The sequence below is a fragment of the Streptomyces sp. NPDC111507 genome (assembly GCF_055638955.1).
In genome coordinates, this window is the sequence record NZ_JBVKBU010000003.1 from 154,904 (window position 1) to 179,399 (window position 24,496).

The window sequence follows — 24,496 nt, forward strand, 5'->3', positions numbered from 1 at the left end:
CCCGGCTACCCCGCGCGCAGAGTGAACGGCACTCCCTCCCGGGCGAGTTCGGCCAGCCACTGCTCGGAGCGCTGCGCCGTCTCCGCGGCGCGGCCGAGGCCCGGCGGGAGCGAACCGTCCAGGATGTGGCGGACCCCGAGGGCGAGCGTGCGGGAGACACAGCGGGCCATGGCGCTCTCCTCGGCGGTGCCCACGAGGTCGAGGAGGTAGCGCCCCGACCAGGTAGCGCCGGAGCCTCCGCGCACGTCGAGGGAGACGGCGAGGACGACCCGGTCACGGTCCGCGTCCGTGGTCGGATAGGTCTTCGCCAGCTCCTGGGCCAGGGCGGTGATCCGCCGGTCGTCGCCCGCCTTCAACTCCTCGAAGACCGCGTCCCAGGCCCGCAGCCAGCCGTCGAGGCGGAGGGTGCCGCGCACGAAGGTCTCCGGCTTCCAGGTGCCGGGAAGCCCGTACTGCTCGACGAAGGGCACGCTGTCGCGGTTGGGGTAGACCTCGAAGGCCTCGCCGTCGATCAGGTGCGGGCGGGTGGCCTCCCAGGGGCGGTCGGCGGTGGTCTCGGTGCCGTCCTCGACATATCGGGCGGGCGAGCGCAGCGCGTTGAGCACGCCCGCGGGTGCCCAGCTGAAGCGGTACTTGAAGTCGTTGGGCACGGCGGGGATGCCGCCGCAGTACGAGGTGAGGCGGTACGCGGCGGCCGACCCGGCGCCGATCTCGGCCTCGGCGCGGGCGATCAGACTGTGCGCGAAGAGGTGGTCGATGCCCGGGTCGAGCCCGCACTCGGTCAGCACCACCACTCCCGCCGCCTCGGCCGCGGGCACCTGGTCGAGGACCCCGTCCGACACATAGCTGGAGCAGGCGAAGTGGGCGCCACGCTCGACGCAGACGGCGAGCAGCGGGGCGTGTTCGGGTGCGGGCAGCATGGAGACGACGACGTCTCCGGGGGCGAGCTCGGCGGCGAGCGCCTCCTGTGTGTACGCACGGGGCTCGGCCCGCCCGGTCAGGCCCAGCGCCTCCAGGCTGCGCGCGGCACGCTCCTCGGTGCGGTGCCACAGGCGTACGCGGTCGGCGGCGTCGCAGGTCGCGGCGAGACCGCTGCCGGTGGACAGGCCCGCGCCGATCCAGTGGACGGTGCCGCTCACGGCCGTCACCTCAGACATCACGCGACTCCCCTTCCTCGGCTTCCTCGGCTTCCTCGGCTTCCTCGGCTTCGAGGGTGCGGCACGCCTCGTGGAAGCGGTCCAGGCAACGCCCCCACGGGCCGCCGACCCCGAAATCCAGCAGCTGGGGCAGCAGCGCCGCCGAGAAGTCGACGCTCGCCTCCAGCGGCAGCAGCGACGGCAGATTGTCGATGGCGATCAGGTCGAGAGCGGGCCGCTCACGGATGCGGCGGGCGGGGTGCGTCCAGTCCGTCGTGGTGTCGTAGACCGGCAGCACGTTCAGGGGGGAGCCGACGTCGCAGGTGACGTCGCACAGGGTGCGCAGCCGGCGGCCGGGCTCGTCGAGGTCCTTGTCCGTGAGGAAGGGCGGGATCGGCCGGGTGGTGAGCACGGTGTTGACCATCAACTCGTGTGCCAGCAACGCCGATCGGTCCAGCTCACGGGTCTCGGCGAGGTCCCAGCAGGTGGGCTCGACCCCGGCCACGCCCAGCGCCACGCGGGCACCCCGGCCGCTGCGACCGAGCGCGCCGACGACGAGGGCGCTCAACTCCCCTTGTTCTGAGGCCAGTTCGGCGTCGAGCTCCTCCTTGGAGGTGGGCCGCAACGGGGCCTTGAGGCTGCCCCGGTGGTGCAGCACCGCCAGGGCGGCGCCCAGGTACCCGGCCCAGTAGCCGAACGCGGCGAGTCTGCGCCCGTCGTCGTGCACCAGGTACTCGATGTCCAGCAGGGCCCCGCCCCCGGCGAGGAACCTGCGCAGCAGCGCCGCCGCCCCCGGCTGCCGCTTGTAGGCATGCCCGAAGAAGACATGGCGGTGTGTCAGTTCGGGAGGTCCGTCCGGGAGTTCTTTCAGTCCCACGACGACCGTGTCCGGCGGCGCCGACACCCAGGAGCCTGCTTTCGCGACCCGGCAGCCGGCGTCCTCGTACGCCTCGACGGGAAAGACCCGCTGCGGCGACTCCTCGACCGTGAGCGTCACGCCGCTCTCGATGAGCCGTCGGGCGTCCGAGGGCACGATCGGGGTACGCCGTTCGGTCGTACGGGTCTCGTGGCGCAGCCACAAGTGGAGTTCGGTCATACGAGGTTGACCTCCGGGCGCGGGGCGTCGGCGGTGAAGCGTTCGACGCTCAGGGGGCTGATGTCGACGAAGGGTACGCGGCCCAGGTACAGATCACGGATCACCTCGCCGACCGCCGGTCCCTGGAGGAAGCCGTGGCCCGAGAACCCCGTCGCGTACAGGAAGCGAGCGCACGAACGCGCCTCGCCGATCAGGGCGTTGTGGTCCGGAGTGATCTCGTACAGGCCCGCCCAGCCGCCCGTCCGGCGCAGGTCGAGCAGGGCCGGGGCGCGGCGCTCCATCGCCTCGGACAGGCGGGGGATCCAGCGGTCGTGGGTGCTGGTGGCGAAGCCGGGGATCTCGTCGGGGTCGGACATGCCGAGGAGGAGGCCGGGGCCCTCGGTGTGGAAGTAGAGGCTGGTAGTGAAGTCGATGGTCATGGGGAGGTCGGGCGGCAGGCCCGGGACGGCTTCGGTGACGGCGATCTGGCGGCGCAGCGGTTCCACCGGCAGGTCCACGCCCACCATCGCGCCGACCGCCCGCGACCAGGCACCGGCCGCGCAGACGACCGATTCGGTGGCGATCCGCCCCTGGCTGGTGACGACCGCGGTGATCTCGTCGCCGCGGGTCTCGATGCCGGTGACCTCGCGGTGTCGCAGCACGGTCGCGCCATACCGGCGGGCCCCGGCCGCGTAGCCCTGCACGACGGATTCGGGCGTGCAGTGCCCGTCGTCCGGGGAGAACGCCGCCGCCAGCAACCCGTCGGTGGTGATCAGCGGGGACAGCCGCCGCGCCTCGGCCGGGTCGATCAGCCGGCTGGGCACTCCGAGCGCGTTCTGCCGCCGTACGCCGTCCTCGAAGGCGGCGACCTCCTCGGGTGTGGACAGCAGGAACAGATAGCCGACCCGGCGCAGCCCGATGTCCTGGCCCGGTTCCTCACCGAAACGGGCGAACGCCTCCAGGCTCCGGGCACCCAGCTGGATGTTCAGCTCGTCGGAGAACTGCGCCCGGACCCCGCCCGCGGCCCGCGAGGTGGACCCGGAGGCGAGTTCGTCGCGCTCGACGAGCACCACGTCCGGTACACCGGCACGGGCCAGGTGGTAGGCGATGCTCGTGCCCATCACCCCGCCGCCGATGACGACGACCCGCGCGCTCCCGGTCATCGGCGCGCCTCCCGGGCACGAGCGGCCGCGATCACGGCCCAGGCAGCGGCGGCGTCCTGGATGCCGAGCCCGACGCTGTTGTAGAAGACGATGTCGTCGGGGTGGGTGCGGGCCGGGTGGCTACCGGTGAGGACACCGCCGAGCGGGATCAGGTCGGCGCGGGTGAGTACTCCCTCCCGCAGCGCGTCCACGATCGGTCCCGCGTGCTCCGCCGCCGTCTCCGGGTCGTCGACCACGACCGCCGCGGCCCGTCGTACGACCTCCGTGTCGACCTCGCTGCGGGTGGGCTCGAAGGAGCCGACACTGACGACCGCGCACCCGGGCGTCAGCCACGCGCCCCGGACGACGGGTGTGCTGCTGAGCGTGCAGGCGGCGATCATGGGCAGGCCCGCGACGGCTTCCTCCGCCGTGTCGACGGCCTTGGTCGCGACGCCGAGTTCCGTCGCGAGGCGCCGCGCCGCCCGCGCCCGTCGGGCCGGGTCCGGGCTCCACACCCGTACGGACCTGAGGTCGCGCACCCGGGCGACGGCCCGCGCGTGGGCGAGGGCCTGGGTGCCGGAGCCGAGAAGGCCCAGCTCCGCACTGTCGGCGGTGGCCAGCACGTCGAGGGCGACGGCGCTCGCCGCGGCGGTGCGCAGGGTCGTGACCGCCGTGCCGTCCATGACGGCGGCGAGTTGCCCGGTCACCGGATCGAGCGCGTTGATCACGGCGTGCACCGTCGGCAGCCCGGCCGCCGTGTTGGCCGGGTTGACACTGCCGAACTTGGCGACGGCCCCGGTGTCGGCGGACAGCCGGGCGAGGTAGGCGAAGACGACGCTGTCGTCGAATCGGCTGGGGTGCATGATCTTGCCGGGGAGCTCGGCGGTGCCGTCACCGAGCGCGGTGAACGCCGCGCGCTGCGAGGCGATCGCCGCATCGGTGTCCAACAGCTCCGTCACCCGGTCCCGGGAGAGGTACAGGACGTCGTCGGTCATTCCTTGTACCTTTCCCCGCGCGCGCCTCTCTCACCACAGCCGACGCCTCCGGGTGACGCCCTCGGGCGCCCGCGCTCAGGAGGAGTGGGAGACCACCACGTCCAGGTGCGGCAAGAAGTGGTCGAGGCGCTCCCGCTTGGTGCGCAGATAGGTGATGTTCTGCGGGCACGGCGGTATGAGCAGCGGGACCTGCTCGACGACCTTGATGCCGTTGCGCTGGAGCGACTCCCGCTTGCGCGGATTGTTCGAGAGCAGGCGTACGGAGCGGACGCCGAGGTCGTGCAGGATGTCCGCCGCGACGCGGTAGTCACGGGCGTCGACCGGGAGGCCGAGGGCGACGTTCGCCTCGACGGTGTCGAGGCCCTCCGACTGGAGCTTCATCGCCTGGAGCTTCGCGAGCAGGCCGATGCCGCGGCCCTCGTGGCCGCGGAGGTAGACGAGGACGCCACGACCCTCCGCGACGATGGCGCGCAGCGCGGCGGCCAGCTGGTCACCGCACTCGCAGTGGGTGGAGCCGAAGGCGTCCCCGGTGAGGCACTCCGAATGAAGCCGGGTGAGGACGCCTTCCTTCGTGGCGCCTTCCCCGCTCTTGCTGAGGTCGCCGACCTCGCCGTAAACCAGGGCCACTTGCTCCTCTCCGCGATCGTGATCCAGGAAGCCGACCGCCTGGAAGTCGCCGTACACGGTGGGCAAAGGGGCATTCACGACTCGTTCGACACCTGTGAGGCGTGCGGTCCCGGCGAGTACTCCAAAGTTATCTGTCATGATCTGGTTCCTAAGCAGAGTCGAAAGCAGCGTCGAAAGGCCGTGAAACATGAGTGGTTCGGGAACGCGCTCGGCGGTATCCGGTCTGTTGCCGGCGGACACCACGGAGGATGTACGGGAGCGGGGGGCCGGTGTCGCCCGTGAGGTCGCCGTGCTTCCCGTCGGGAGTTTCGAACAGCACGGTGCCTACCTTCCGTTGGCGACGGACACCCTGGTCGCGTGCGCCGTCGCGGAACGGATCGCCGCCGCTCATCCGGTCCATCTCCTTCCTCCGGTGACGATCTCCTGCTCGCACGAGCACGCGGCCTGGCTGGGTACCGTCAGCATTTCCGCCGTCACGCTGCACGCGGTGGTGCGGGACATAGCCGCATCGCTGCGCCACTCCGGCGTCGACACCCTGGTGCTGGTGAACGGGCACGGCGGGAATTACGTGCTCGGCAATGTGGTTCAGGAATCCGTCGGCACCGGTACGCGTATGGCGCTTTTCCCGGCCATGGAGGACTGGGAAGCCGCGCTGGAACGAGCAGGTGTGGAGACCTCGTTGCTCACCGATATGCACGCCGGTGAAATCGAGACCTCCATTCTTCTGCACACGCATCCTGAATTGGTGCGGCCCGGTTACGAGACCTCCGACTTCATCGCGGACGACCGGCGTCATCTGCTCACCCTCGGAATGGCCGGCTATACCGAGTCCGGCGTCATCGGCCGTCCATCGAAGGCGTCCGCCGAGAAGGGGAAGGAGCTCCTGGCGGGACTGACGGAGGCCTTCGGGGCGTACTTCTCCTTGGTGACGGCGAAGACGCTGCCCTCCGCCTCCGACGCGGCCCCGGCCAAGGGGACTTCCGGGGCGTGAACTTCGGCCGTCTCTGACGCTCGGCATTGATCGTGCCCTCCTGCGTTCTCCTGCCGGGGGCGCCGCAGCGCCGCGAACCACCGGACGACCAGGACCGCGACGCCGGGCAGGGCGGCGGCGAAGCTGAGCACTCCGTAGATCACCGCGACGCTCAGGCCCATGCCGGCACCCAGCCCGGCGGCGCCGAAGGCCCAGGCCATGACGCCTTCCCTGGGGCCCCAGCCGCCGATGTTCAGCGGCAGGCCCATGGCGAGCAGGGCCAGCAGGGCGAGCGGCAGCAGTACGGCGGCGGAGGCGTGGGATCCGGCGACGCGGGCGGCGAGCAGGAACATCGCGAGATGTCCCGCCAGCACCACGACCGACGAGATGAGCACGCCCGGCCAGTTGCCGCGGGCGAGCAGCGCGCCGCGCGCCTCGGTGACCGCGGCGCGGACGGCTCCGTAGCGCCGGGACGGACCGGACTGGGCTCTGCGCCTGCGGACCGCGCCCGCCGCGACGACTCCGCACACCGAGACGATCGCCAGGATCAGGGCGAGTTGGCGGGCGTCCGCGAGGACCGGTGACGGGAAGGTGAGCAGGACCACCGCGCCGACGGCCACCAGGACCGCCTGGCCCGCGGTCCGTTCGAGGACCACGGCGCGTACGCCGCGGCCGACGTCCCCGGTGCTCTGGCCGTGTCGTACGGCGCGGTGCACATCGCCGAGGACACCGCCGGGCAGCGCCGCGTTCAGGAACAGCGCGCGGTAGTAGTCCGCGACGGCGCCGCCCAGCGGCAGCCGGATCCGCAGTCCACGTGCCACCAGGCACCAGCGCCAGGCGCTGAACACGGTGGTCAGCAGACCGAGTCCGAGGCCCGCCAGCAGGGTCGGGCCGTCGACCCGCCGCAGCCCGTCCAGGAAGACACCGGTACCGAGCCGCCAGAGCAGCACACCGAGGATGAGGACGCCGACGACAGAACCGATGTGCGTGCGCAGGGAGCCCCCCTTGCGGCGGGCGGGGGCCGGGTCGGCTTCCTGCCGGGCCGGGGTCGGGGCGCCGGCGGTCGGTGCCGTGTCCGCCGGGCTCACCTCGCCGCGCACCGAAACCAGGTCCGCGTCGGCGTGGCCCCGGACAGCGGTCGCCGCACCGCGCGGGCGGGACGTGTCCGCGCCCACGCCGACCGCCTCCGCCGTCCCCGCCCCGGCGCTCACGCCGCACCCCCGGTGGGCCGCGGCAGCGCCAGTACGTCGCTGTGGTGGACCCGTACGCGCAGTTCACCCGCGGCGCAGGCGGCGAGGCGGGACTGCAGATACGACTCTGCACGGGCGGCCAGCGCGGGCCGCTCCTCGACGGCCGCGCCGACCCAGCCGCGCAGCCACTCCGCCGTGAGGTCGGCCTCGTCGGCGCCGAGCCGCCAGGGGCTCGGATGCACGCGTACCGTCGCGCCGTGCCGGTCGAAGGCCTCGCAGGCCGCCGTGATCGCGTCGGGGCCGAGCAGTTCCCCGCGCCGCTGGTGGGCGTTGAACGCCTCGGCGAGCTCGGCGTCCAGCGGATCGGCCGGTGTGAACTCGACGCGCCCCACGACGGAGAGCGTGAGCAGGGCCGGCACCCCGGCGCCCGCGCAGGCCGCCGCGAGCCGGTCGATCTCCTCGCTGGTCAGCACGTCGAGCAGGGCGGACGCCGTCACCAGTGACGCCCCGGTCAGCGCGTCCGCGGTCAGCCGGCCGATGTCACCACGCTGGGTGGTGACCGTGACCCGGCTGCCGTCGGCGGCCGCCTGCGGTGCGCCCACGGTCGCGAAATGCAGCAGATAGGGGTCCCGGTCGTGCAGGATCCAGTGCTGGGCGCCGTCGAGCCGGGGGGCGAGCCAGCGGCCCATGGAGCCGGTGCCGCAGCCGAGGTCGTGGATGATCAGGTCGCCGCCGCGGCCCGGCCGGTTCGCCAACCGGATGCGCAGCGGGTCGAGCAGTTCGGGCGCCCGTGCGGCGGCGTCCGCCGGCTCCCGCAGCTGGAGCCACTGGGGCGCGTAGCGGGGCACGTCGTCGTCGGGCGCGCTCGCGCGCTGCCCCGGAACCCCGGACACACCACCCTGCACGCCCACCTCCGACACGCCCTGTTCCGGAACTCCCGACGGAGTCGCAGTCATACTCATGCCGCCCTCCGAGGCTGCTGCGGAAGACGTCCCAGCACACCGGCCAGGCTGCGGGCGGTGGTCGCCCAGCCGTCCAGTGCGGCCCGGCGGCTGCGCGCGGCGGCCTTCAGCCGGCGGCGCACATCGGCCTCGCCGAACCAGCCGCGCAGTTCCGCGGCGAGCGCCGCCGGGTTCTCGGGGGGTACGAGGATGCCGGGGACCCCGCCGTCGGGCGCGCGCCCGACCGCCTCGGGGAGACCGCCCACGTCGGTCGCCAGCACCGGGATCCCGCGCGCGAGCGCCTCGGTCACGGCCATGCCGTACGTCTCGGCGTAGGAGGTGAGGACCATGAGGTCGGCCGCCGCGTAGCTCGCGTCGAGTTCCGCGCCCGCCCGTGGTCCCGCGAGGTGCAGGCGGTCACCGAGCCCGTACTTCTCGATCAGGCCGCGCAGCTGGGCGACGTACGTCGGGTCCTGGGTGAGTCCGCCGACACAGACACAGCTCCAGGGCAGGTCGGTGACGGTGGCGAGGGCCTCGATCAGCCGGTGCTGGCCCTTGCGCGGGGTGACCGCGGCGACGCACAGCAGTCGGGAGACGCCGTCGGTGCCGGAGGCGAGGGGCGCGATGTCGGCGCCCGGGGCGGCGACATGGACCCGTTCCGGGGCGAGCCCGTGGTGGGCGACCAGCCGGCGGACGGCCCAGTCGCTGGTGGCGACGACGGCGGACACGGCTCGCAGCGTCGCCCGTTCCTTCGCGTCCAGCTCGGCCGCCACGGCGGGCGCGAGCCCGGTCTCGTCGCCGAGCGGCAGGTGCACCAGGACGGCGAGACGCAGCCGTTCGGCCTCGGGGACGACGATCTCGGGGACGCCGCAGGCGACGAGCCCGTCGAGGAGGACGACCGAGTCGTCCGGGAACTCACTGAGCGTGCGGGCCAGCTCCGTGCGGGCGGAGGCCGACGGCCGGGGCCAGCTGCCCGCGACGGCGTGCTTGTGGACCTGCCAGCCGAAGCCGGGCAGGTCGAGGCAGAGCCGCCGGTCGTAGGCGTTGCCGCCGCTGGGCGCGGACGCGTCGTCGACACCGCCCGGCATCACGAAGTGCACGGAGCGCAGGGACATGGGGATGATCTCGGCGTTCTTGAGAGCCGTGTGCTGCACGGGCACGTAGTTCAGGGAGGCCTGGTCGCCGCTCACGGCCGCCGGGCCGGTCTTCGCGGACACCTGACCGGTTTTCGGGGGCACCTGACCGGTCTTGGGGGACGCCTGGTCCATGGTCGTGTCGGTCACAGGGCACGCTCGTAACTCGCCCAGGCGATGTGCGACTCGTGCAGGGTGACCGTGATGCCCGCGAGGCCTTGGGCGCCCTCGCCGAGGGCCCCGGCGTGCACGCGCTCGGCGAGGCGGTCGGCGATGACCTTGGCCAGGAACTCCGTCGAGGTGTTGGTGTTCTTGAAGTCCGGTTCGTTGTCGAGGTTGCGGTAGTTCAGCGCGCTCACGACGGCGCCGAGCTCCTGCGTGGCCAGACCGATGTCGACGACGATGTTGTCGTCGTCCAGCTCGGCCCGGCGAAACGTGGCGTCCACCAGGAACGTCGCCCCGTGCAGGCGCTGCGCGGGCCCGAAGACCTCGCCACGGAAGCTGTGGGCGATCATCAGGTGATCGCGGACGGTGATGCTGAACAACGGACGACCCTCCAGGTGCGGCACGTCTGATCCCCTGCCGGGACCATGCCGTGTAGTACGGCTGCCCCGTTCTCCTTGTTCAGCTTCCTGTTCCCCTTTCTTTGCAGTTTTTGGAGGTCAGGCAGGTTGTTCAGTGCTCAAACGCCTTCGTAGACGACGCGATGGCACAGGCCGGGTATCGATCCGGAGGCCAACTTCGGCATCACGTCGGGCAGTTCGTCGAAGCCGCACTCACCGGTGACGAGCGCGTCGAAGGCGGGCTCGGCGAGCAGTTCCAGGGCGAGTGCCAGCCGATCGGCGTACGTCCGACTGGCGCGCCGCGCCGGGGAAACGGAACCCACCTGGCTGCTGCGCACGACCAGGCGCCGTGAGTGGAAGGCCTCGCCGAGCGGCAGGCTGATCCGCCGGTCGCCGTACCAGCTCATCTCCAGGACGGTGCCCTCCTGGGCGAGCAGCTCCAGCGACCGGGTGAGCCCAGCCTCGGTGGCGCTGGCGTGCACGACGAGGTCGCACTCGCCCGCGGCGTCCGCGGGGAGCGCGAAATCGACGCCCAGGGCGCGGGCGATGTCGGCGCGCGCGGGGTCGGCGTCGACGAGCTGGACGCGTACGCCCGGGAAGCGGGCGAGGAGCGCGGCGATGGAGCAGCCGACCATGCCGCCGCCCACCACGGCGATCCGGTCGCCGACCAGCGGTGCCGCGTCCCACAGGGCGTTCACCGCGGTCTCCACGGTCCCGGCGAGCACGGCGCGCGGGGCGGGGACGGAATCCGGTACGACGGTCACCGCGCTCAGCGGCACGACGTAACGCGTCTGGTGCGGATACAGGCAGAAGACGGTCCGGCCGCGCAGACCCGCCGGGCCTTCTTCCACCTGGCCGACGCTCAAATAGCCGTACTTCACCGGTGCGGGGAAATCCCCGTCCTGGAACGGTGCACGCATCGAAGCATGCTGACTTTCCGGAACGCCGCCGCGGAAGACGAGGGTCTCGGTTCCCCGGCTCACTCCCGAGTAGAGCGTGCGCACCAGTACCTCCCCCTCGGCGGGGGCCGGCAGGGCGATCTCGCGTATCTCGGCGTGGCCGGGCGAGCTCAGCCAGAAGGCACGAGCTGTGAGTTCCATGAGCGTCCCCCTGAACGATTCAGCAGATCTTCACGTACGGAGCGGTGACAAGCCGCGCACTGTACGCGGCGTTGATCGACTCTGTCATACGGCCGGAGGATGTGCGGTGGCCCTGAACAACACGTACGACGCGAGGCTCTTGGCGCAGGAGACCACGGTGGGAGCGGGTCTGCAGCTCCTGGTGCTGGCTCTGCTGGGCACGGCGATCGGGATGGGGCCCGCGGGCTGGCTGACCGGTCTGGCCTTCGCGCTCGCCACCTGGGCGGTTCTGACCCGTGCCCTGCGTCGCTCACGGCCCCGTTCCTTCGGACCGGCCAATCGGGTGACGCTCGGCCGGGCCATCCTGGTCGGCGGGGTCACCGCCCTGGTCGCGGACTCCTTCGAGAGCTCGCCCCCGGTCAGCCTGCTCGTCGGTCTCACGGCGGTCGCCCTGATCCTCGACGGGGTGGACGGCAAGGTCGCCCGGCACACCGGTACCTCGACCGCGCTGGGCGCCCGCTTCGACATGGAGGTGGACGCGTTCCTCATCCTGGTGCTGAGCGTGTACGTCTCGATGTCGCTCGGCCCGTGGGTGCTGCTGATCGGCACCATGCGGTACGCGTTCGTGGCGGCGGCCCGGGTGCTGCCCTGGCTGAACGCGGCCCTGCCGCACAGCATGGCGCGCAAGACCGTGGCGGCCCTTCAGGGGATCGTGCTGCTCGTCGCGGGCGCAGGGATCATGCCCGTGGAGGGCAACGCCGCCGCGGTGCTCCTCGCGCTCGCCTCGCTCATCTGGTCGTTCGGCCGTGACATCACCTGGCTGTACCGCCACCGCCACCCGGTCGAGGAGCGGGAGCAGGCACAGGAGCGGGCGCGGGAGACGGAGCGAGTGCAGGAGCAGGAACGGGTGCAGGAGCAGGAACGGGTCCTGGAGCAGGAACGGGTCCTGGAGCAGGAGCAGCTGGTGCGGGACGGCGTCCGCGAGCTCGTCGAAGCGTGAGGGCGCGGCGGCCGGCGGAGCGTCACCGAGAGCCGAACCAGTCGATAACGATTCGGCAACCGCACGCTCTACCGCGTCGTAGGGTTCGGACATGTGAAAGACCGACTCGTCATCAAGGGCGCCCGCCAGCACAACCTGCGTGACATCTCCGTGGAGTTGCCCAGGAATGCGCTCATCGTTTTCACCGGAGTATCGGGCTCGGGTAAATCCAGCCTGGCTTTCGACACGATTTTCGCCGAGGGCCGGCGGCGTTACGTCGAATCGCTTTCCGTCTACGCCCGGCAGTTTCTCGGCCAGTTGGACAAGCCCGATGCCGATGTGATCGAGGGCCTGTCGCCGGCCATCGCGATCGACCAGAAGACGACCGGTCGCAACCCGCGCTCCACGGTCGGCACCCTCACCGAGGTCTACGACCACCTGCGTCTGCTGTACGCCCGCGTCGGACGCCCGCACTGCCCCGAGTGCGGGGAGCCGGTCGAGCGGCAGACGCCCCAGCAGATCGTGGACCGGCTGCTCGCGAAGGGCGACGGGGTACGCGTCCAGGTGCTGGCTCCGGTGGTCCGGGACCGCAAGGGCGAGCATGCGGACGTGTTCAGGCAGTTGCGGGCCGACGGGTTCAGCCGGGTGCGGGTCGACGGGGAGGTCCATCCGCTCACCGGGCCGCCGCCGCTGGACAGGCGCAGGAAGCACTCGATCGACGTGGTCGTGGACCGGCTCGCGGTGAAGGCGAGTGCGCGACAGCGACTGACCGAGTCCGTCGAGACCGCGCTCGGGCTCGCCGGAGGCGTCGTCTGCGTCGACCTCGTGGATCTGGACGCCTCCGACCCGGAACGTGAGGTGCGGTTCTCGGAGCGGATGGCCTGCCCGCGGGCGCACGACATCGGCCTGGAGGCGCTGGAACCGCGGCTGTTCTCCTTCAACGCGCCGTGGGGTGCCTGCCCCGAGTGCACCGGCCTGGGCTCACGGATGGAGGTCGACCCCGAACTCGTCGTACCGGACGAGGAGAAGTCGCTGTCCGAGGGCGCCGTCGCGCCGTGGACGAACACCAGCGGCGCCGAGTACTTCACCCGGCTGCTCGAAGCGGTGGCGGCGGCCGGGTTCAGCACCGCCGCCCCCTGGCGTCAACTGCCCGCCGCCGCGCAGAAGGTGGTGCTCCACGGGTTCCGGGAGCAGGTCCACATCACCTATCGGAACCGGCTCGGGGGCGAGCGTTCCCACCTGACCCGGTTCGAGGGCGTCCTCCCCCATGTCACCCGTCGCTACGCGCAGGAGGACGCCTCCCGGGAGCGGTTCGCGGGCTACATGCGTGAGGTGCCCTGCCCGGCCTGCGGCGGCGCCCGGCTGAAACCGGCCGTGCTCGCCGTCACCGTGGCCGGACGCACCATCGCCGAGCTGACGGCACTTCCCATCGACCAACTCGCCTCATTTGTAAAGAGCCTGGAGCTGGAGGGCTGGGAGCGGCGAGTCGCCGACGCCGTCGTCGCGGAGACCGGTGAGCGACTGCGGTTCCTTCTCGACGTCGGCCTGGACTATCTGTCGCTGGACCGGCCCGCCGCCGCTCTGTCCGGCGGCGAGGCGCAGCGGATCCGGCTGGCCACCCAGATCGGCGCCGGTCTGGTCGGTGTGCTGTACGTGCTGGACGAACCGAGCATCGGGCTGCACCAGCGCGACAACCGACGGCTCATCGAGACACTGCTGCGGCTGCGGGACCGTGGCAACACCGTGATCGTCGTCGAGCACGACGAGGAGACCGTGAAGGCCGCCGACTGGGTGGTGGACATCGGGCCGGGCGCGGGCACGCACGGCGGACACGTGGTGCACTCGGGTACCACGCGCGAACTCCTCGACCATCCGACCTCCCTGACCGGCGCCTATCTGTCAGGCCGACGGCGGATACCGCTGCCCGCGGCACGCAGGCCCCGCACGCAGGGGCGCGCGATCACGGTGCACGACGCCGGCGCGCACAACCTGCGCGAGGTGTCGGTCTCCTTCCCGCTCGGGCAGTTCGTCGCCGTCACGGGTGTGTCCGGCTCGGGCAAGTCGACTCTGGTCAACGACATCCTCTACACGGCACTGGCCAAACGTCTGTACCGCGCCCACAAGGTGCCCGGCCGCCATCGCGCGATCACCGGCGTGGAGGGGATCGACAAGGTGGTCCAGGTCGACCAGTCCCCGATCGGCCGCAGCCCCCGGTCGAACCCGGCGACGTACACAGGAGTCTTCGACCGGTTGCGGCAGTTGTTCGCGCAGACCCCGGAGGCGAAGGTACGCGGCTACCAGCCGGGCCGGTTCTCCTTCAACCTCAAGGGCGGCCGCTGCGAGCACTGCTACGGCGACGGCACCCTCAAGGTCGAGATGAACTTCCTTCCCGACGTCTACGTGCCGTGTGAGGTGTGTCACGGAGCGCAGTACAACCGGGAGACCCTGGACGTACACTTCAAAGGCAGGTCCATAGCCGACGTACTGGGCATGACCATCGAGGACGGCCTGGATTTCTTCGCGGAACACGCGATCATCTCCCGGCACCTCAGGACGCTCCATGACGTGGGTCTGGGCCATGTGAAACTCGGCCAGCCCGCCACGACGCTCTCCGGCGGCGAGGCACAGCGCGTCAAGCTCGCCGCCGAACTGCAGAAACGCACCAAGGGAAGAACGCTCTACGTCCTCGACGAGCCGACCACCGGCCTGCATGTCGATGACGTCCGCCAACTGCTGGCCGTGCTCCACCGACTCGTCGACCAAGGCAACACGGTCGTCGTCATCGAGCACGACCTTGACGTGATCAAGACCGCCGACTGGATCATCGACATGGGTCCCGAAGGCGGCCACCGCGGCGGCACAGTGATCGCCGAGGGCACACCCGAACAGGTGGCGGCCCAGCCTCGGTCCTACACCGGGCAGTTCCTCCGACCGCTTCTGGAGAGGAGTTGAGCGCCATGGAAACGGACACTCAGGCATGGGAACCGGAGTCGCCCCATCCCGCCGCGTACGCGGACGAGGAAGACGACGCGCCCAGCCCCCGGCTCACCTCCGGCGGCGCCACGATCGATCAGGTGCGCGACTACCTCAAGCAGATCGCCCGGGTCTCCCTCCTCGACGCCGAGAAGGAGGTGGAGCTGGCGAAGCGGATCGAGGCGGGTCTGTTCGCCGAGCGAAGGCTGACGGAGGAGCCGCGTCTCAGCCCGGAATTCCAGCGCGAACTGGAGATTCTCGCCGCGGACGGACATGTGGCTAAGTCCCATCTCGTCGAGGCGAACCTGCGCCTGGTCGTCTCCATCGCCAAGCGGTACAGCAGACGGGGAATGCTGTTCCTGGATCTGATCCAGGAGGGAAACACGGGACTGATCCGCGCGGTGGAGAAATTCGACTACACCAAAGGGTTCAAGTTCTCGACCTATGCGACCTGGTGGATCCGGCAGGCGATTTCACGCGCCCTGGCCGACCAGAGCCGGACGATCCGTATTCCCGTCCACATGGTCGAGGTCATCAACCGCATGGCCAAGGTCCGCCGGGAAATACTCCAGGACACCGGGGCCGAACCCACACCGGAACAACTCGCGGACAAGCTGGACGTCCCTGTCGAGAAGATCACCGAGATAGAGGGCTACAGCAAGCAGCCCGTCTCACTCCACACCCCGCTCGGCGAGGACGGCGGCACGGAACTCGGTGACATCCTGGAGGACAGCGAGACCATCTCCCCCGCGGACATGGTCACCTTCCTCCTCCTCAAGGACGCCATCCAGGCCGTCCTCGCGAACATGACCGCACGCGAGGCCGGGATCATCTCCCTGCGCTACGGCCTCATCGACGGGCAGGCCCGGACCCTGGAGGAGATCGGGCAGGTGTACGGGGTGACACGTGAGCGCATCCGTCAGATCGAGTCCAAGACGATGTCCAAACTGCGCCACCCCTCCCGCTCCCAGGCCCTGAGGGACTACCTCGACGTCAGCTGATCCCCCCACTCCCGCAGCGGGTGCGCTGGTTCGAATCCCTGCCGGAGGCAGAGCCATTCGAACCTGCCGGGAGCAGAGAGAAGAGCCGGCCGCGGGGACGGAGAGACGGTCGGCTCAGGAGGGGTTTCCTCCCGGGCCGACCCTTCGGCGGGTGTGTCAGGAGGGCGGGCATCCGAACCAGTTCACCTTGCCGTCGCCCGAGGTGTAGCCCATGCAGCTGATGGTTCTGTTGTGCAGGGTCTCGGTCCGGTCGACCCCTCCGTCCAGAGTGTCCCTCTTGTAGTGGGTCCGTACGAGGGTGTCGATCTCGATGGTGTACCAGCGCCTCTTGTTGTTCGGGATGCTGCAGTGGTGGCCGGTCAGGTTGCGGCTGGGCCCGGCGCTGCTCCACATGTCCTGTTCGGCGCGGTCGCAGTGCGCGCGGCCGTAAGCGTCGGCGGTGCCGGCGCCGGTGCCGAGCAGGCCCGCCGCGCCCGTGATCACCGCCGCCGTAACGCCGAGCAGGCGCTTCAGAGTGAGGTTCATCGATTGGTCCTCCTGCCAGATGTGGTGACGGCTCGGAGTCGCCATGTCACCGCGCTGCGATAATCGCATTTATCCGGCATGTCCGGCTTGCCAGCCGGAGGTGCAATCCCTCGACCCGGTGACGCGAGTGACGCCAATGCAGCAGGCGACGAGCCCTCACGGCGTGGGAGCGATGGCGGCCAGGGTCGGGGCTTCCGCACTCATGGAGTCTCGTCATGAGAGTTCACTTGCATGAAGAGAGCGAACCCTCTAATTTCATGAGAGTCAACTCTCACCACGCGATGACAAGGACCTCCCCATGACCACCCCTGCCTCCGTCCCCACCTCCCGCACCATCGAGCTGACCGGCGGACTGTCCGTCAATGTCGAGGAGTACGGCGAGAACACCGAGGGCACCGGCGTGCTGATGCTGCACGGCGGTGCCGGCCCACGCACGGTGGCCGGCATCTCGTCCGCACTGTCCGAGCACGTGTACGTCGTCACGCCGACCCACCCCGGCTTCGACGGCACTCCCCGCCCGGAGCGGTTCGACACCGTCGCCGACCTGGCCGTCGCGTACCTGGATCTGCTCGACGCCCTGGACCTGAAGGGCGTCATGGTGGTCGGCAACTCCATCGGCGGCTGGATCGCCGCCGAGATGGCCCTGCGCGACAACCACGGCCGGATCGGCGCGCTGACCCTGCTGAACGCGGTGGGCATCCACGCCCACATGAAGGAGAACCGGGTCGTCGACCCGCGCACCCTGGCCCCGGCCGAGGTGAGCCAGTTGTCCTTCGCCAACGCGCGGTTCCGCCCCGACTTCACCTCGTTCAGCGAGGCGCAGCGGGCCGCGGCGGTCGCCAACCAGAAGACCCTCGCCGTGTACGGGGGCGAGGGGTTCACGTACGACCCGAAGCTGCGTGGCCGACTGCACCGGGTGACCGTGCCGGTGCTGGTGGTCTGGGGCGAGGAGGACGGCATAGCGCCCCTGAAGTACGGGCGTGGCTACGCCGACTCCTTCCCCAACGGGCACTTCGCCCCGATCTCCGACGCCGGGCACTTCCCGCAGATCGAGCAGATGGGACGCACCCTCGGAGCCATCGGCGACTTCGTCAGCACGATCGTCAAGCCCGACGCTTCGGCTTGACCGTCTCGTACTCCGACGCTTCGGCTTGACCGTCTCGTACTCCGGCCCGCCCCGCCCCCTCTGCTTGCCTGCCTGCCGCACGCCGGAGCTCCAAGCCCGGCGTGCGGCAGGCACGGCTTCGCAGCCGAATCGGTGTTCGTCCTGTCCCTATGCCGCACCACTGACGTCAGCGGCGATGAAACGCCGGTGGAGCGGACTGAAGCCTGTCTCGGGTGTACCGGCGATGCCGGCCTTCTGGATCGCGGGTGCGAGCCGTTCGGCGAAGAAGATCTCGAATGCCTGCTGGGATTCCCACACATCGGTCACATGGAACCCCTGGGCATCGAACCAGGCCACGTGCACCTGGCCACCAGCCGCCGGGATCTCCTCCCAACCGACCACATCCCGCACCATGTCGTACTGCTCCGGCGTGACCCCTGCCCAATGCATCGACATCACCACAGCCATGCCCAGCCCCCTTGCTGCTCGTAGTGCCACACGCGGTTCGCGGCCCGGCCTCCACTCGCTGCCGGTACCAGCACTGAAATCGTTCCACCCCGCGGGCCTCGCCGGACAGAGCGCGCAGAGGCGTACCGGCGCCTGCGGAAAGCCTCGTACGCTATCTGACGGCTGCGCGCCGGATGCTCCAGGCACTCCGTCGCACCGACCATGGCGCTGGGCCCGCCGGCCCCGAGGGCCGCCGCGGACCTGCTGTGCACCCTTGCTCCCGGGCCGGGAAAGTCACCCGGTCCGGAGCAGCGCCGCCATGCCGAAGCCCTGGCCGAGGAACTGGGCTGTCTGCCGCCGGCCTTGCTGGGCGACACCCACCCCGACACCTTGATCAGTCGCGACACTTGTCAGCACCGAGGGCGCTCCGCCGCGATGAGTTCTGGCCGGTGCCCGAGTCTCTTCTGGTGAGCGTTGTGGGACGTCTTACAACGCTGCCCGGCACGAGACACCACGGAGGACACCATGACGACCACGCCGAGTGACCCGACCACCGCGCTGCCCGGCCGCCCGCCCGTCGTCGACCTGGCCACCTGGCAGACCGCCCGTGACGAGCTGCTGGTCCGCGAGAAGGCCCATACCCGCGAGGGCGACGCCATCGCCGCGGCCCGCCGCCGGCTGCCGATGGTGGAGCTCGACGGAACGGTCGAGGTCGTCGGACCCGACGGCCCGGTCCCGTTCCTGGACCTGTTCCAGGGCCGCGACGAGCTCGTCGTCTACAAGCACATGTGGCACGACGGCGCACCGCACCAGGGACAGTGCGAGGGCTGCACCACCACGGCCTGGCACCTGAAGGACGCCGTCTACCTCAACGCCCGCGGTGTCTCGTTCGCCGTCCTGACCACGGGCCGGTGGGACGAGGTGGCCTCCTACGTCGAGTTCATGGGCTACACCCAGCCCTGGTACTCGGTGCGTGACGTGGACGGGCCGGTCGGCGCCCCCATGGGCTACCTCACCTGCTTCCTGCGCGCCGGCGACCGCGTGTTCCTCACCTACTCCACGACGGGCCGTGGCAACGAACCGGTCAACGGATCCCTCGCCCTGCTCGACATGACGCCCTACGGCCGCGGCGAGACGTGGGAGGACCACCCCGAGGGCAGGCCTGTGATCGGCGATGTCCGCGAGGGGCACCCGTCCGGGGCCCGCCAGGCCTGCTGGTACTGGCGCTCGGACGCGGACGGGAACGCCACCTGGGGCCCGACCAGCCGACCCGTGCCGCAGTGGACCCGCCCCGGCGCGACCCCTGTGGAGACCCTCGGCCGACACGGCCACCACCACTGACGCGACGTCCTCGACAGCGTCGGCGAAAGGAGTCCGGGTCCACGTGCCGTCCGAGGGCCAGTACCGTTATCTGCGTCGCCACTCCTCGGCCAGCAGTTCGTACGAGCGCACCCGGTCCGCATGGCCGTGGGTGATGGTCGTGATCAGCAACTCGTCGGCCCCGGTGGCCTCCTGGAGCTGTTCCAACTGGTCGGCGACGTGTCCCGGGGAGCCCACGAACCGGGTCTCGACGCGATCCGCGACCAGCGCCCGGTCCGTGTCGCTCCACACGTGGGCGCGGGCCTCCTCGGGCGTGGGGAACTCGACGGCGCCCTCGGCGGTACGGATGCTGCGGACCCAGAGGCCGTATCCGGTGGCGAGTTCGCGCGCGGTCCCGTCGTCCTCGGCGACGACCACGTCCGCGGACACGCTGACGTACGGCTTGTCGAGGACGTCGGACGGCTGGAAGGCGGCGCGGTAGCCCTCCGCCGCCTCCAGCACCGTGCCCGGACTGACGTGGTAGTTCGCCGCGAACCGCAGCCCGTTGCGGCCGGCGACCGTGGCGCTCTGCCCGCCGCTGCTGCCCAGGATCCACACCTGCACGTCCGCGCCCTCGCCCGGGACGACATGCGCCTCGACGCCGTCCGCCGACCGGTACGTCCCCGCGAGCAGGGCGAGGATGTCGTCGATCTGCTCACCGTAGTCCTGCGACCGTGCGTGCGGCTGTTGGAGCAGCGTGCGCTGAAGGGCGACGCGGGGTGAGCCGAGCAGGTACTCGAAGGAGAACCGGGGCGGGATGCGGAGACCGTTCGGGGCGCGGCCGTCGACCACGGGGGTCGCGGTCGGCAGCGGGGCGGTGGGCGCTCCCGGCGGGCGCCCGCCGGAGCGGCCGAGGCCCAGGTCGAGACGGCCGGGATGCAGGGCGTCGATCAGGCCGAACTCCTCGACCGTGGAGAGCGCGGTGCGGTGCCCGAGCTGTACGGCGCCCGAGCCGAGCCGGATCGTGGAGGTGGCGGAGGCGGTCAGGGCGAGGACCACCGCAGGTGAGGTACCGGCGACTCCCGGGTTGAGGTGGTGTTCGGCGAACCAGTAGCGGGCGTACCCGAACCGCTCCGCCCGCCGGGCCAGGTCGATGGAGTTGTGCAGGGCCTCGGTCGCGGTGGAGCCGGAGGAGATCGGGACGAGGTCGAGGACGCCGAGGGGGATGTCGGGCATGGGAGGGGGCTCCTCAGCGGTCGGCGGGCACGGACGCGGGCGCGGAGGCAGGGGCGGGCACCGGCTCCGGCCCCGCCTCGGGCGTCGCGCGCACCGGCCCCCACGCGAACGGCGGGTCGGGGATCTCGCGGCGCAGTACCGGAGCGACCTCCGACTGGAAGCGCTCGAGGGAGTCGCGGTGCTGGGTGTCGCCGAGACCGCTCGCGTCGGCGTGCAGATGCAGCACCGTGTGTCCGAACCGCTCGTGGTAGCGGTGCACCTTGTCGATGATCTGCTGGGGGCTGCCGATGAGGGCCGAGCTGCGCTCGACGAAGTCCTCCAGCGTCGGGAAGACCGGTTCCAGGCCCAGGCTCTTCTGGAAGGCCAGGTTCCCCTCGAACACCGGGCGGTACGCGGCCAGCGCCTCCTGCGACGTACGGGCCGTGCAGAGGCCCGCCGTGCCCGCGCCCACCGCGATGCCGGCCGGGTCGTGGCCGTAGTGCTCCCAGCGCTCGCGGTAGTAGCGGATCAACTCGGCGTAGGGCTCTATGGGGTTGGTGACGTTGGCGGAGAAGAGCGGGTCGCCGTAGCGGGCGGCCAGGTCGACCGACTCCTTGCTGGTCGCGCTGCCGTGCCAGACCCGGATCGGCTGCTGGTACGGCCGGGGCCACACCTCCGCGTCCTTGAGGTCCGGGCGGAAGCGGTTCTCGGCGGTCACCTTCTCCTGGCGCCAGATCTTGCGGAACACCTCGTAGCTCTCGGCGTTGCGGTCCCACTGGTCCTCGGGGGTGACCTGGAACAGGTCCCGCTGGGCGGTGCCGTTGCCCTTGCCGATGATCAGCTCCAGGCGACCGTCGGAGAGGTGGTCGAGGGTCGCGTAGTCCTCGTACGCGCGTACCGGGTCGAGCAGGCTGAGCGTCGTCACGGCCGTGAACAGCCGGATGCGCTGGGTGAGCGCGGCGACATGGCTGAGCACGACGGGCGGCGAGGACGAGATGAACGGCCGCTCGTGCCGCTCCCCCACGCCGAAGCCGTCGAAGCCCAACTCCTCGGCGAGCAGGGCGTTGTCGAGGACCTCGCGGAATCGGTCGTGCGTGGGCTTGCGCACGCCGGTGATCGGGTCCGGCCGGTGCACGATCAGGGTGATGGCGAGGAATTTCATGACGCCGCACGCTCGTCGCGCACGGTGTCCGGGTGGGCGAGGCCGAGGTGGTCGCGCAGGGTCGTGCCCTCGTACTCGGTGCGGTACACGCCGCGCTCCTGGAGCAGCGGGACCACGGTGTCGGCGAAGGTGTCGAGGCCGCCGGGCGTGATGTGCGGGACGAGGATGAAGCCGTCACTGGCGTCGGCCTGCACGAAGGAGTCGATGGTCTCGGCGACGGTGGCCGGGGAGCCGACGAAGGCCTGCCGGTTGCCGGTCTCGATGACCAGATCGCGGATGGACCACTTGTTGGCGGCCGCGAGCTCCCGCCACTCGCGGGCGGTGGCGAGCGGGTCGCGGTACATCCGGACCTGGGCGCGGCCCCGGGCGATGGTGTGTTCGCCGAGGTCCGGGTCGATGTCGGGCAGGGGTCCTTCCGGGTCGTACGCGGACAGGTCGCGGTTCCAGACGAACTCCAGGTGCTTGATCGCGGTGGCGCCGCTGACCTGCTGGCGGCGCACCTCGCGGGAGATCTCCTCCGCCTCGGCGTCCGTGTCGCCGAGGACGAAGGTCGCGGCGGGCAGGATGAGCAGTTGGTCGCGCTCACGGCCGTAGCGGGCGAGGCGTCCCTTGACGTCCGTGTAGAACGCCTGGCCCTCCTTGAGGGTGGCGTACCGGCTGAAGATCGCGTCGGCGCTGGAGGCGGCGAACTCGCGCCCCTCGTCGGAGTCTCCCGCCTGGAAGATCACCGGGCGTCCCTGCGGGCTGCGCGGTACGTTGAACTGTCCCTGGATGTCGAAGTGCTGGCCCTGGTGAACAAAGGCTCCGGCCTTCGCGTCGCGCAGGAAGGTGCCGGTCTGCCGGTCGGCGACGATCTCGTCCCCGTGCCAGGAGTCGAAGAGCTCGTTCGCCGTGGTCAGGAACTCCTCGGCCCGTGAGTAGCGCTCCTCCTGCGGGAGGAAGCCGCCGCGGCGGAAGTTCTCGCCGGTGAAGGCGTCCCAGGAGGTGACCACGTTCCAGGCGGCGCGGCCGTCGGAGAGGTGGTCGAGGCTGGCGAACTGGCGGGCCACCTCGTAGGGCTCGTTGAAGGTGGAGTTGATGGTGCCGGTCAGGCCGAGGTGTTCGGTGACGGCGGCGAGCGCGGTGAGGATCGTGAAGGTGTCGGGGCGGCCGACGACGTCCAAGTCGTAGACCTTGCCGCCCTGTTCGCGCAGTCGCAGCCCCTCGGCGAGGAACAGGAAGTCGAACTTGGCGCGCTCGGCGGTGCGCGCGAAGTGGGCGAAGGAGCTGAACTCGATGTGGCTGCCGGCCCCGGGGGCGCTCCACACGGTGGTGTTGTTGACGCCGGGGAAGTGCGCCGCGAGGTGGATCTGCTTGCGGGGCTTGTCCTGTGACGTGCTGCTCATGAGTGGGTCCCTCCGGCTCAGGCGGTGGCGGCGTAGCGGTTGACGGGGCGGGAGAGGCCGAGCAGCCCACGCAGGGTGTCGGACTCGTACGACTGCCGGAAGACGCCCCGGCGCTGGAGTTCGGGCACGAGGCCCCGGGTGACGGCGGGCAGGTCGTGGCCGAGTACGGCGGGACGCAGCCGGAAGCCGGACAGCCCCGACTCCGCCAACTCCTGCAGCAGATCGGCCAGTTGAGTGGGCGTGCCGGTGAAGACCCGGGCATCGCTGGTGTACGGGTATCCGGCCAGGGCGTCGAGACGCTCGCGGCGGGCCGCCGCGGCGGCCGGGTCGTCGTCCAGGAACACCACGAGGTCGCCGAAGAGGTGCAGGGGTTCGTCGGCGCGGCCGGTCGCCGTCCGCTCGGCGCGGATCTCGTCGACGATGGCACGGGCCTGGCCTGCGTCGTGCGGGGTGACGTATCCGATGTCGGCGGCCCGGGCCACCAGCCGGTAGGGGACGGTCGCGTGGGCCAGGGCGCTGACGATCGGCTGGCCCTGCGGCGGGCGGGGGGTGATCGAGGGGCCCTTCACGCTGAAGTGCTCGCCCTCGAAGTCGATGTAGTGCAGTTTGTCGCGGTCGACGAAGCGTCCGGTGGCGACGTCCCGGATCTCCGCGTCGTCCTCCCAGCTGTCCCAGAGCCGGCGCACCGCTTCCACGTAGTCCGCGGCCTCGTCGAAGAGGCCGGTGGTCAGCTCTCGCAGGGCCGGGCTGTCCAGGTCCTCGATGCGCAGCGGCGGGAGCGTGCGGCGGCCGAAGTGCGCGGCTTCGTGCGCGCGGGCCGACACCTGCACCCGTACGCCCGCGCGGCCCGTGCTGACGTAGTCGAGGGTGGCGATCGCCTTGGAGATGTGGAAGGGCTCGGTGTGGGTGACGACGGCGGTCGGGACCAGTCCTATGTGGCTGGTCAGCGGGGCGACGCGGGCGGCGATCAGGACGGCGTCCAGGCGTCCGCGGACCTGGTCGGTGCGGCGGTCGGGCTCGGTGAGATGTGAGGACTGGAGTCCGAGGGCGTCCTCGATGGTCACGAAGTCGAGGAGACCGCGCTCGGCCTCGGTGACCAGGTCCGTCCAGTACCCGGCGGTAAGCAGCTCACGGGGGCGGGCCACCGGCTCGCGCCAGGCGGCCGGGTGCCAGCCGGCGCCGTCGAGTGCGACGGCGAGGTGCAGAGGGGGGGACGAGGGGGAGGAAACGGGCAGCGAAGATGATGCGGACACGGAGGGGTGCCTTCCTGGTCGACCGTACGAGAGCGCGGCCCTCTACGCGGAGGGCGCGGCGGCGGGGTGACAGGTCAGGGACGACAGAGCGCGCCGGCCACGCGCTGGAGATCGATGTGCGGCCGGGAGTGCAGGTGCACACGGCGGCGCGGGACGAGCGCCATGACGCGGTGAGCGGACCCGACTCGCACGTCCCTCACCTCCGCTTTCGTGTTCCGGCGGACCCATGGCCGCGCCGACATCGTGAATCCCTTCAATACAACGGTCCGCCCACGCCGTCTGTTCCTGCTGGGCACCCGGA

General features: G+C 71.0%; 21 protein-coding genes and 2 pseudogenes. 6 read left to right on the plus strand and 17 right to left on the minus strand.

Going from position 1 to position 24,496, the window contains the following annotated elements; all coding sequences use genetic code 11:
* Positions 1-5 precede the first annotated feature (5 nt).
* The 5 genes from ACZ7M2_RS13445 to ribA all read right to left on the minus strand — a co-directional run bounded on the left by ACZ7M2_RS13445 (position 6) and on the right by ribA (position 5,113).
* Positions 6-1,157, minus strand: coding sequence for a saccharopine dehydrogenase family protein (locus ACZ7M2_RS13445; protein WP_471595347.1), 1,152 nt, complete (start codon positions 1,155-1,157; stop codon positions 6-8).
* Positions 1,150-2,232, minus strand: a complete 1,083-nt coding sequence (locus tag ACZ7M2_RS13450) for a saccharopine dehydrogenase (RefSeq protein WP_471595348.1) — start codon at positions 2,230-2,232, stop codon at positions 1,150-1,152. The genes ACZ7M2_RS13445 and ACZ7M2_RS13450 overlap by 8 nt, the downstream gene beginning before the upstream one ends.
* The gene (locus tag ACZ7M2_RS13455; protein WP_471595349.1) at positions 2,229-3,374 is read right to left on the minus strand and encodes an NAD(P)/FAD-dependent oxidoreductase; all 1,146 of its coding nucleotides are present in this window, start codon (positions 3,372-3,374) and stop codon (positions 2,229-2,231) included. The genes ACZ7M2_RS13450 and ACZ7M2_RS13455 overlap by 4 nt, the downstream gene beginning before the upstream one ends.
* The gene (locus ACZ7M2_RS13460) at positions 3,371-4,348 is read right to left on the minus strand and encodes an ornithine cyclodeaminase family protein (protein WP_471595350.1); all 978 of its coding nucleotides are present in this window, start codon (positions 4,346-4,348) and stop codon (positions 3,371-3,373) included. Before ACZ7M2_RS13460 ends, ACZ7M2_RS13455 begins: the two co-directional genes overlap by 4 nt.
* A 75-nt stretch (positions 4,349-4,423) precedes the next feature.
* On the minus strand, positions 4,424-5,113 hold the full coding sequence (gene ribA, locus ACZ7M2_RS13465) for a GTP cyclohydrolase II (RefSeq protein ID WP_471595351.1): 690 nt from the start codon (positions 5,111-5,113) through the stop codon (positions 4,424-4,426).
* Positions 5,114-5,162: 49 nt separating this feature from the next.
* Between ribA and ACZ7M2_RS13470 the strand changes: the two genes are divergently transcribed.
* A complete protein-coding gene (locus tag ACZ7M2_RS13470) occupies positions 5,163-5,966 on the plus strand; it encodes a creatininase family protein (protein ID WP_471595352.1) in 804 nt (267 codons plus the stop codon).
* A gap of 173 nt (positions 5,967-6,139) precedes the next feature.
* On the opposite strand, the pseudogene ACZ7M2_RS13475 reads toward ACZ7M2_RS13470, so the two are convergent.
* The 5 genes and pseudogenes from ACZ7M2_RS13475 to ACZ7M2_RS13495 all read right to left on the minus strand — a co-directional run.
* Positions 6,140-7,156: pseudogene (locus ACZ7M2_RS13475) on the minus strand (lysylphosphatidylglycerol synthase transmembrane domain-containing protein); the annotation flags it as partial.
* Positions 7,153-8,097, minus strand: coding sequence for a class I SAM-dependent methyltransferase (locus ACZ7M2_RS13480; protein ID WP_471595353.1), 945 nt, complete (start codon positions 8,095-8,097; stop codon positions 7,153-7,155). The pseudogene ACZ7M2_RS13475 and the gene ACZ7M2_RS13480, both read right to left, overlap by 4 nt.
* Positions 8,094-9,359 carry a glycosyltransferase family 4 protein gene (locus ACZ7M2_RS13485; RefSeq protein ID WP_471595354.1) on the minus strand — a complete coding sequence of 422 codons (1,266 nt, stop codon included), beginning with the start codon at positions 9,357-9,359 and terminating at the stop codon, positions 8,094-8,096. Before ACZ7M2_RS13485 ends, ACZ7M2_RS13480 begins: the two co-directional genes overlap by 4 nt.
* Positions 9,356-9,754 (minus strand): 6-pyruvoyl trahydropterin synthase family protein, encoded by a 399-nt coding sequence (locus ACZ7M2_RS13490; RefSeq protein ID WP_060900963.1) that lies wholly within the window; start codon positions 9,752-9,754, stop codon positions 9,356-9,358. The genes ACZ7M2_RS13485 and ACZ7M2_RS13490 overlap by 4 nt, the downstream gene beginning before the upstream one ends.
* 137 nt (positions 9,755-9,891) lie before the next feature.
* On the minus strand, positions 9,892-10,872 hold the full coding sequence (locus ACZ7M2_RS13495) for a zinc-dependent alcohol dehydrogenase (protein ID WP_471595355.1): 981 nt from the start codon (positions 10,870-10,872) through the stop codon (positions 9,892-9,894).
* A gap of 106 nt (positions 10,873-10,978) precedes the next feature.
* Here ACZ7M2_RS13495 and ACZ7M2_RS13500 point away from each other — a divergent pair, with 106 nt between their 5' ends.
* The 3 genes and pseudogenes from ACZ7M2_RS13500 to ACZ7M2_RS13510 all read left to right on the plus strand — a co-directional run.
* Entirely contained in the window at positions 10,979-11,851 is an 873-nt protein-coding gene (locus tag ACZ7M2_RS13500) for a CDP-alcohol phosphatidyltransferase family protein (protein ID WP_471595356.1), read from the plus strand.
* Positions 11,852-11,944: 93 nt separating this feature from the next.
* Positions 11,945-14,782, plus strand: a complete 2,838-nt coding sequence (gene uvrA / locus ACZ7M2_RS13505; protein ID WP_471595357.1) for an excinuclease ABC subunit UvrA — start codon at positions 11,945-11,947, stop codon at positions 14,780-14,782.
* Positions 14,767-15,804: pseudogene (locus ACZ7M2_RS13510) on the plus strand (RNA polymerase sigma factor); the annotation flags it as partial. The gene uvrA and the pseudogene ACZ7M2_RS13510, both read left to right, overlap by 16 nt.
* A gap of 156 nt (positions 15,805-15,960) precedes the next feature.
* On the opposite strand, the gene ACZ7M2_RS13515 reads toward ACZ7M2_RS13510, so the two are convergent.
* Positions 15,961-16,329, minus strand: a complete 369-nt coding sequence (locus tag ACZ7M2_RS13515) for a hypothetical protein (protein ID WP_471595358.1) — start codon at positions 16,327-16,329, stop codon at positions 15,961-15,963.
* Positions 16,330-16,627: 298 nt separating this feature from the next.
* Here ACZ7M2_RS13515 and ACZ7M2_RS13520 point away from each other — a divergent pair, with 298 nt between their 5' ends.
* Positions 16,628-17,455: an alpha/beta fold hydrolase gene (locus ACZ7M2_RS13520; RefSeq protein WP_471595359.1), complete on the plus strand. Its 828-nt coding sequence runs from the start codon at positions 16,628-16,630 to the stop codon at positions 17,453-17,455.
* A 147-nt stretch (positions 17,456-17,602) separates the two neighbouring features.
* On the opposite strand, the gene ACZ7M2_RS13525 is transcribed toward ACZ7M2_RS13520, so the two are convergent.
* Positions 17,603-17,902 carry a hypothetical protein gene (locus ACZ7M2_RS13525; RefSeq protein ID WP_352044848.1) on the minus strand — a complete coding sequence of 100 codons (300 nt, stop codon included), beginning with the start codon at positions 17,900-17,902 and terminating at the stop codon, positions 17,603-17,605.
* A 504-nt stretch (positions 17,903-18,406) separates the two neighbouring features.
* On the opposite strand from ACZ7M2_RS13525, the gene ACZ7M2_RS13530 reads away from it, so the two are divergent.
* Positions 18,407-19,222, plus strand: coding sequence for a DUF899 domain-containing protein (locus ACZ7M2_RS13530; protein ID WP_471595360.1), 816 nt, complete (start codon positions 18,407-18,409; stop codon positions 19,220-19,222).
* A 66-nt stretch (positions 19,223-19,288) separates the two neighbouring features.
* Here the strand turns inward: ACZ7M2_RS13530 and ACZ7M2_RS13535 are convergent, their stop codons facing one another.
* The 5 genes from ACZ7M2_RS13535 to ACZ7M2_RS13555 form a co-directional block, all read right to left on the minus strand.
* Positions 19,289-20,416, minus strand: coding sequence for an LLM class flavin-dependent oxidoreductase (locus tag ACZ7M2_RS13535; protein WP_471595361.1), 1,128 nt, complete (start codon positions 20,414-20,416; stop codon positions 19,289-19,291).
* A 13-nt stretch (positions 20,417-20,429) separates the two neighbouring features.
* Positions 20,430-21,557: an LLM class flavin-dependent oxidoreductase gene (locus tag ACZ7M2_RS13540; protein ID WP_471595362.1), complete on the minus strand. Its 1,128-nt coding sequence runs from the start codon at positions 21,555-21,557 to the stop codon at positions 20,430-20,432.
* Positions 21,554-22,942: an NtaA/DmoA family FMN-dependent monooxygenase gene (locus tag ACZ7M2_RS13545; protein ID WP_471595363.1), complete on the minus strand. Its 1,389-nt coding sequence runs from the start codon at positions 22,940-22,942 to the stop codon at positions 21,554-21,556. Before ACZ7M2_RS13545 ends, ACZ7M2_RS13540 begins: the two co-directional genes overlap by 4 nt.
* A gap of 17 nt (positions 22,943-22,959) precedes the next feature.
* Positions 22,960-24,195, minus strand: a complete 1,236-nt coding sequence (locus ACZ7M2_RS13550) for an LLM class flavin-dependent oxidoreductase (RefSeq protein WP_471595364.1) — start codon at positions 24,193-24,195, stop codon at positions 22,960-22,962.
* A gap of 74 nt (positions 24,196-24,269) precedes the next feature.
* Complete coding sequence (locus tag ACZ7M2_RS13555) at positions 24,270-24,437, minus strand: putative leader peptide (RefSeq protein ID WP_471595365.1); 168 nt, start codon at positions 24,435-24,437, stop codon at positions 24,270-24,272.
* Between the last annotated feature and the right edge of the window lie 59 nt (positions 24,438-24,496).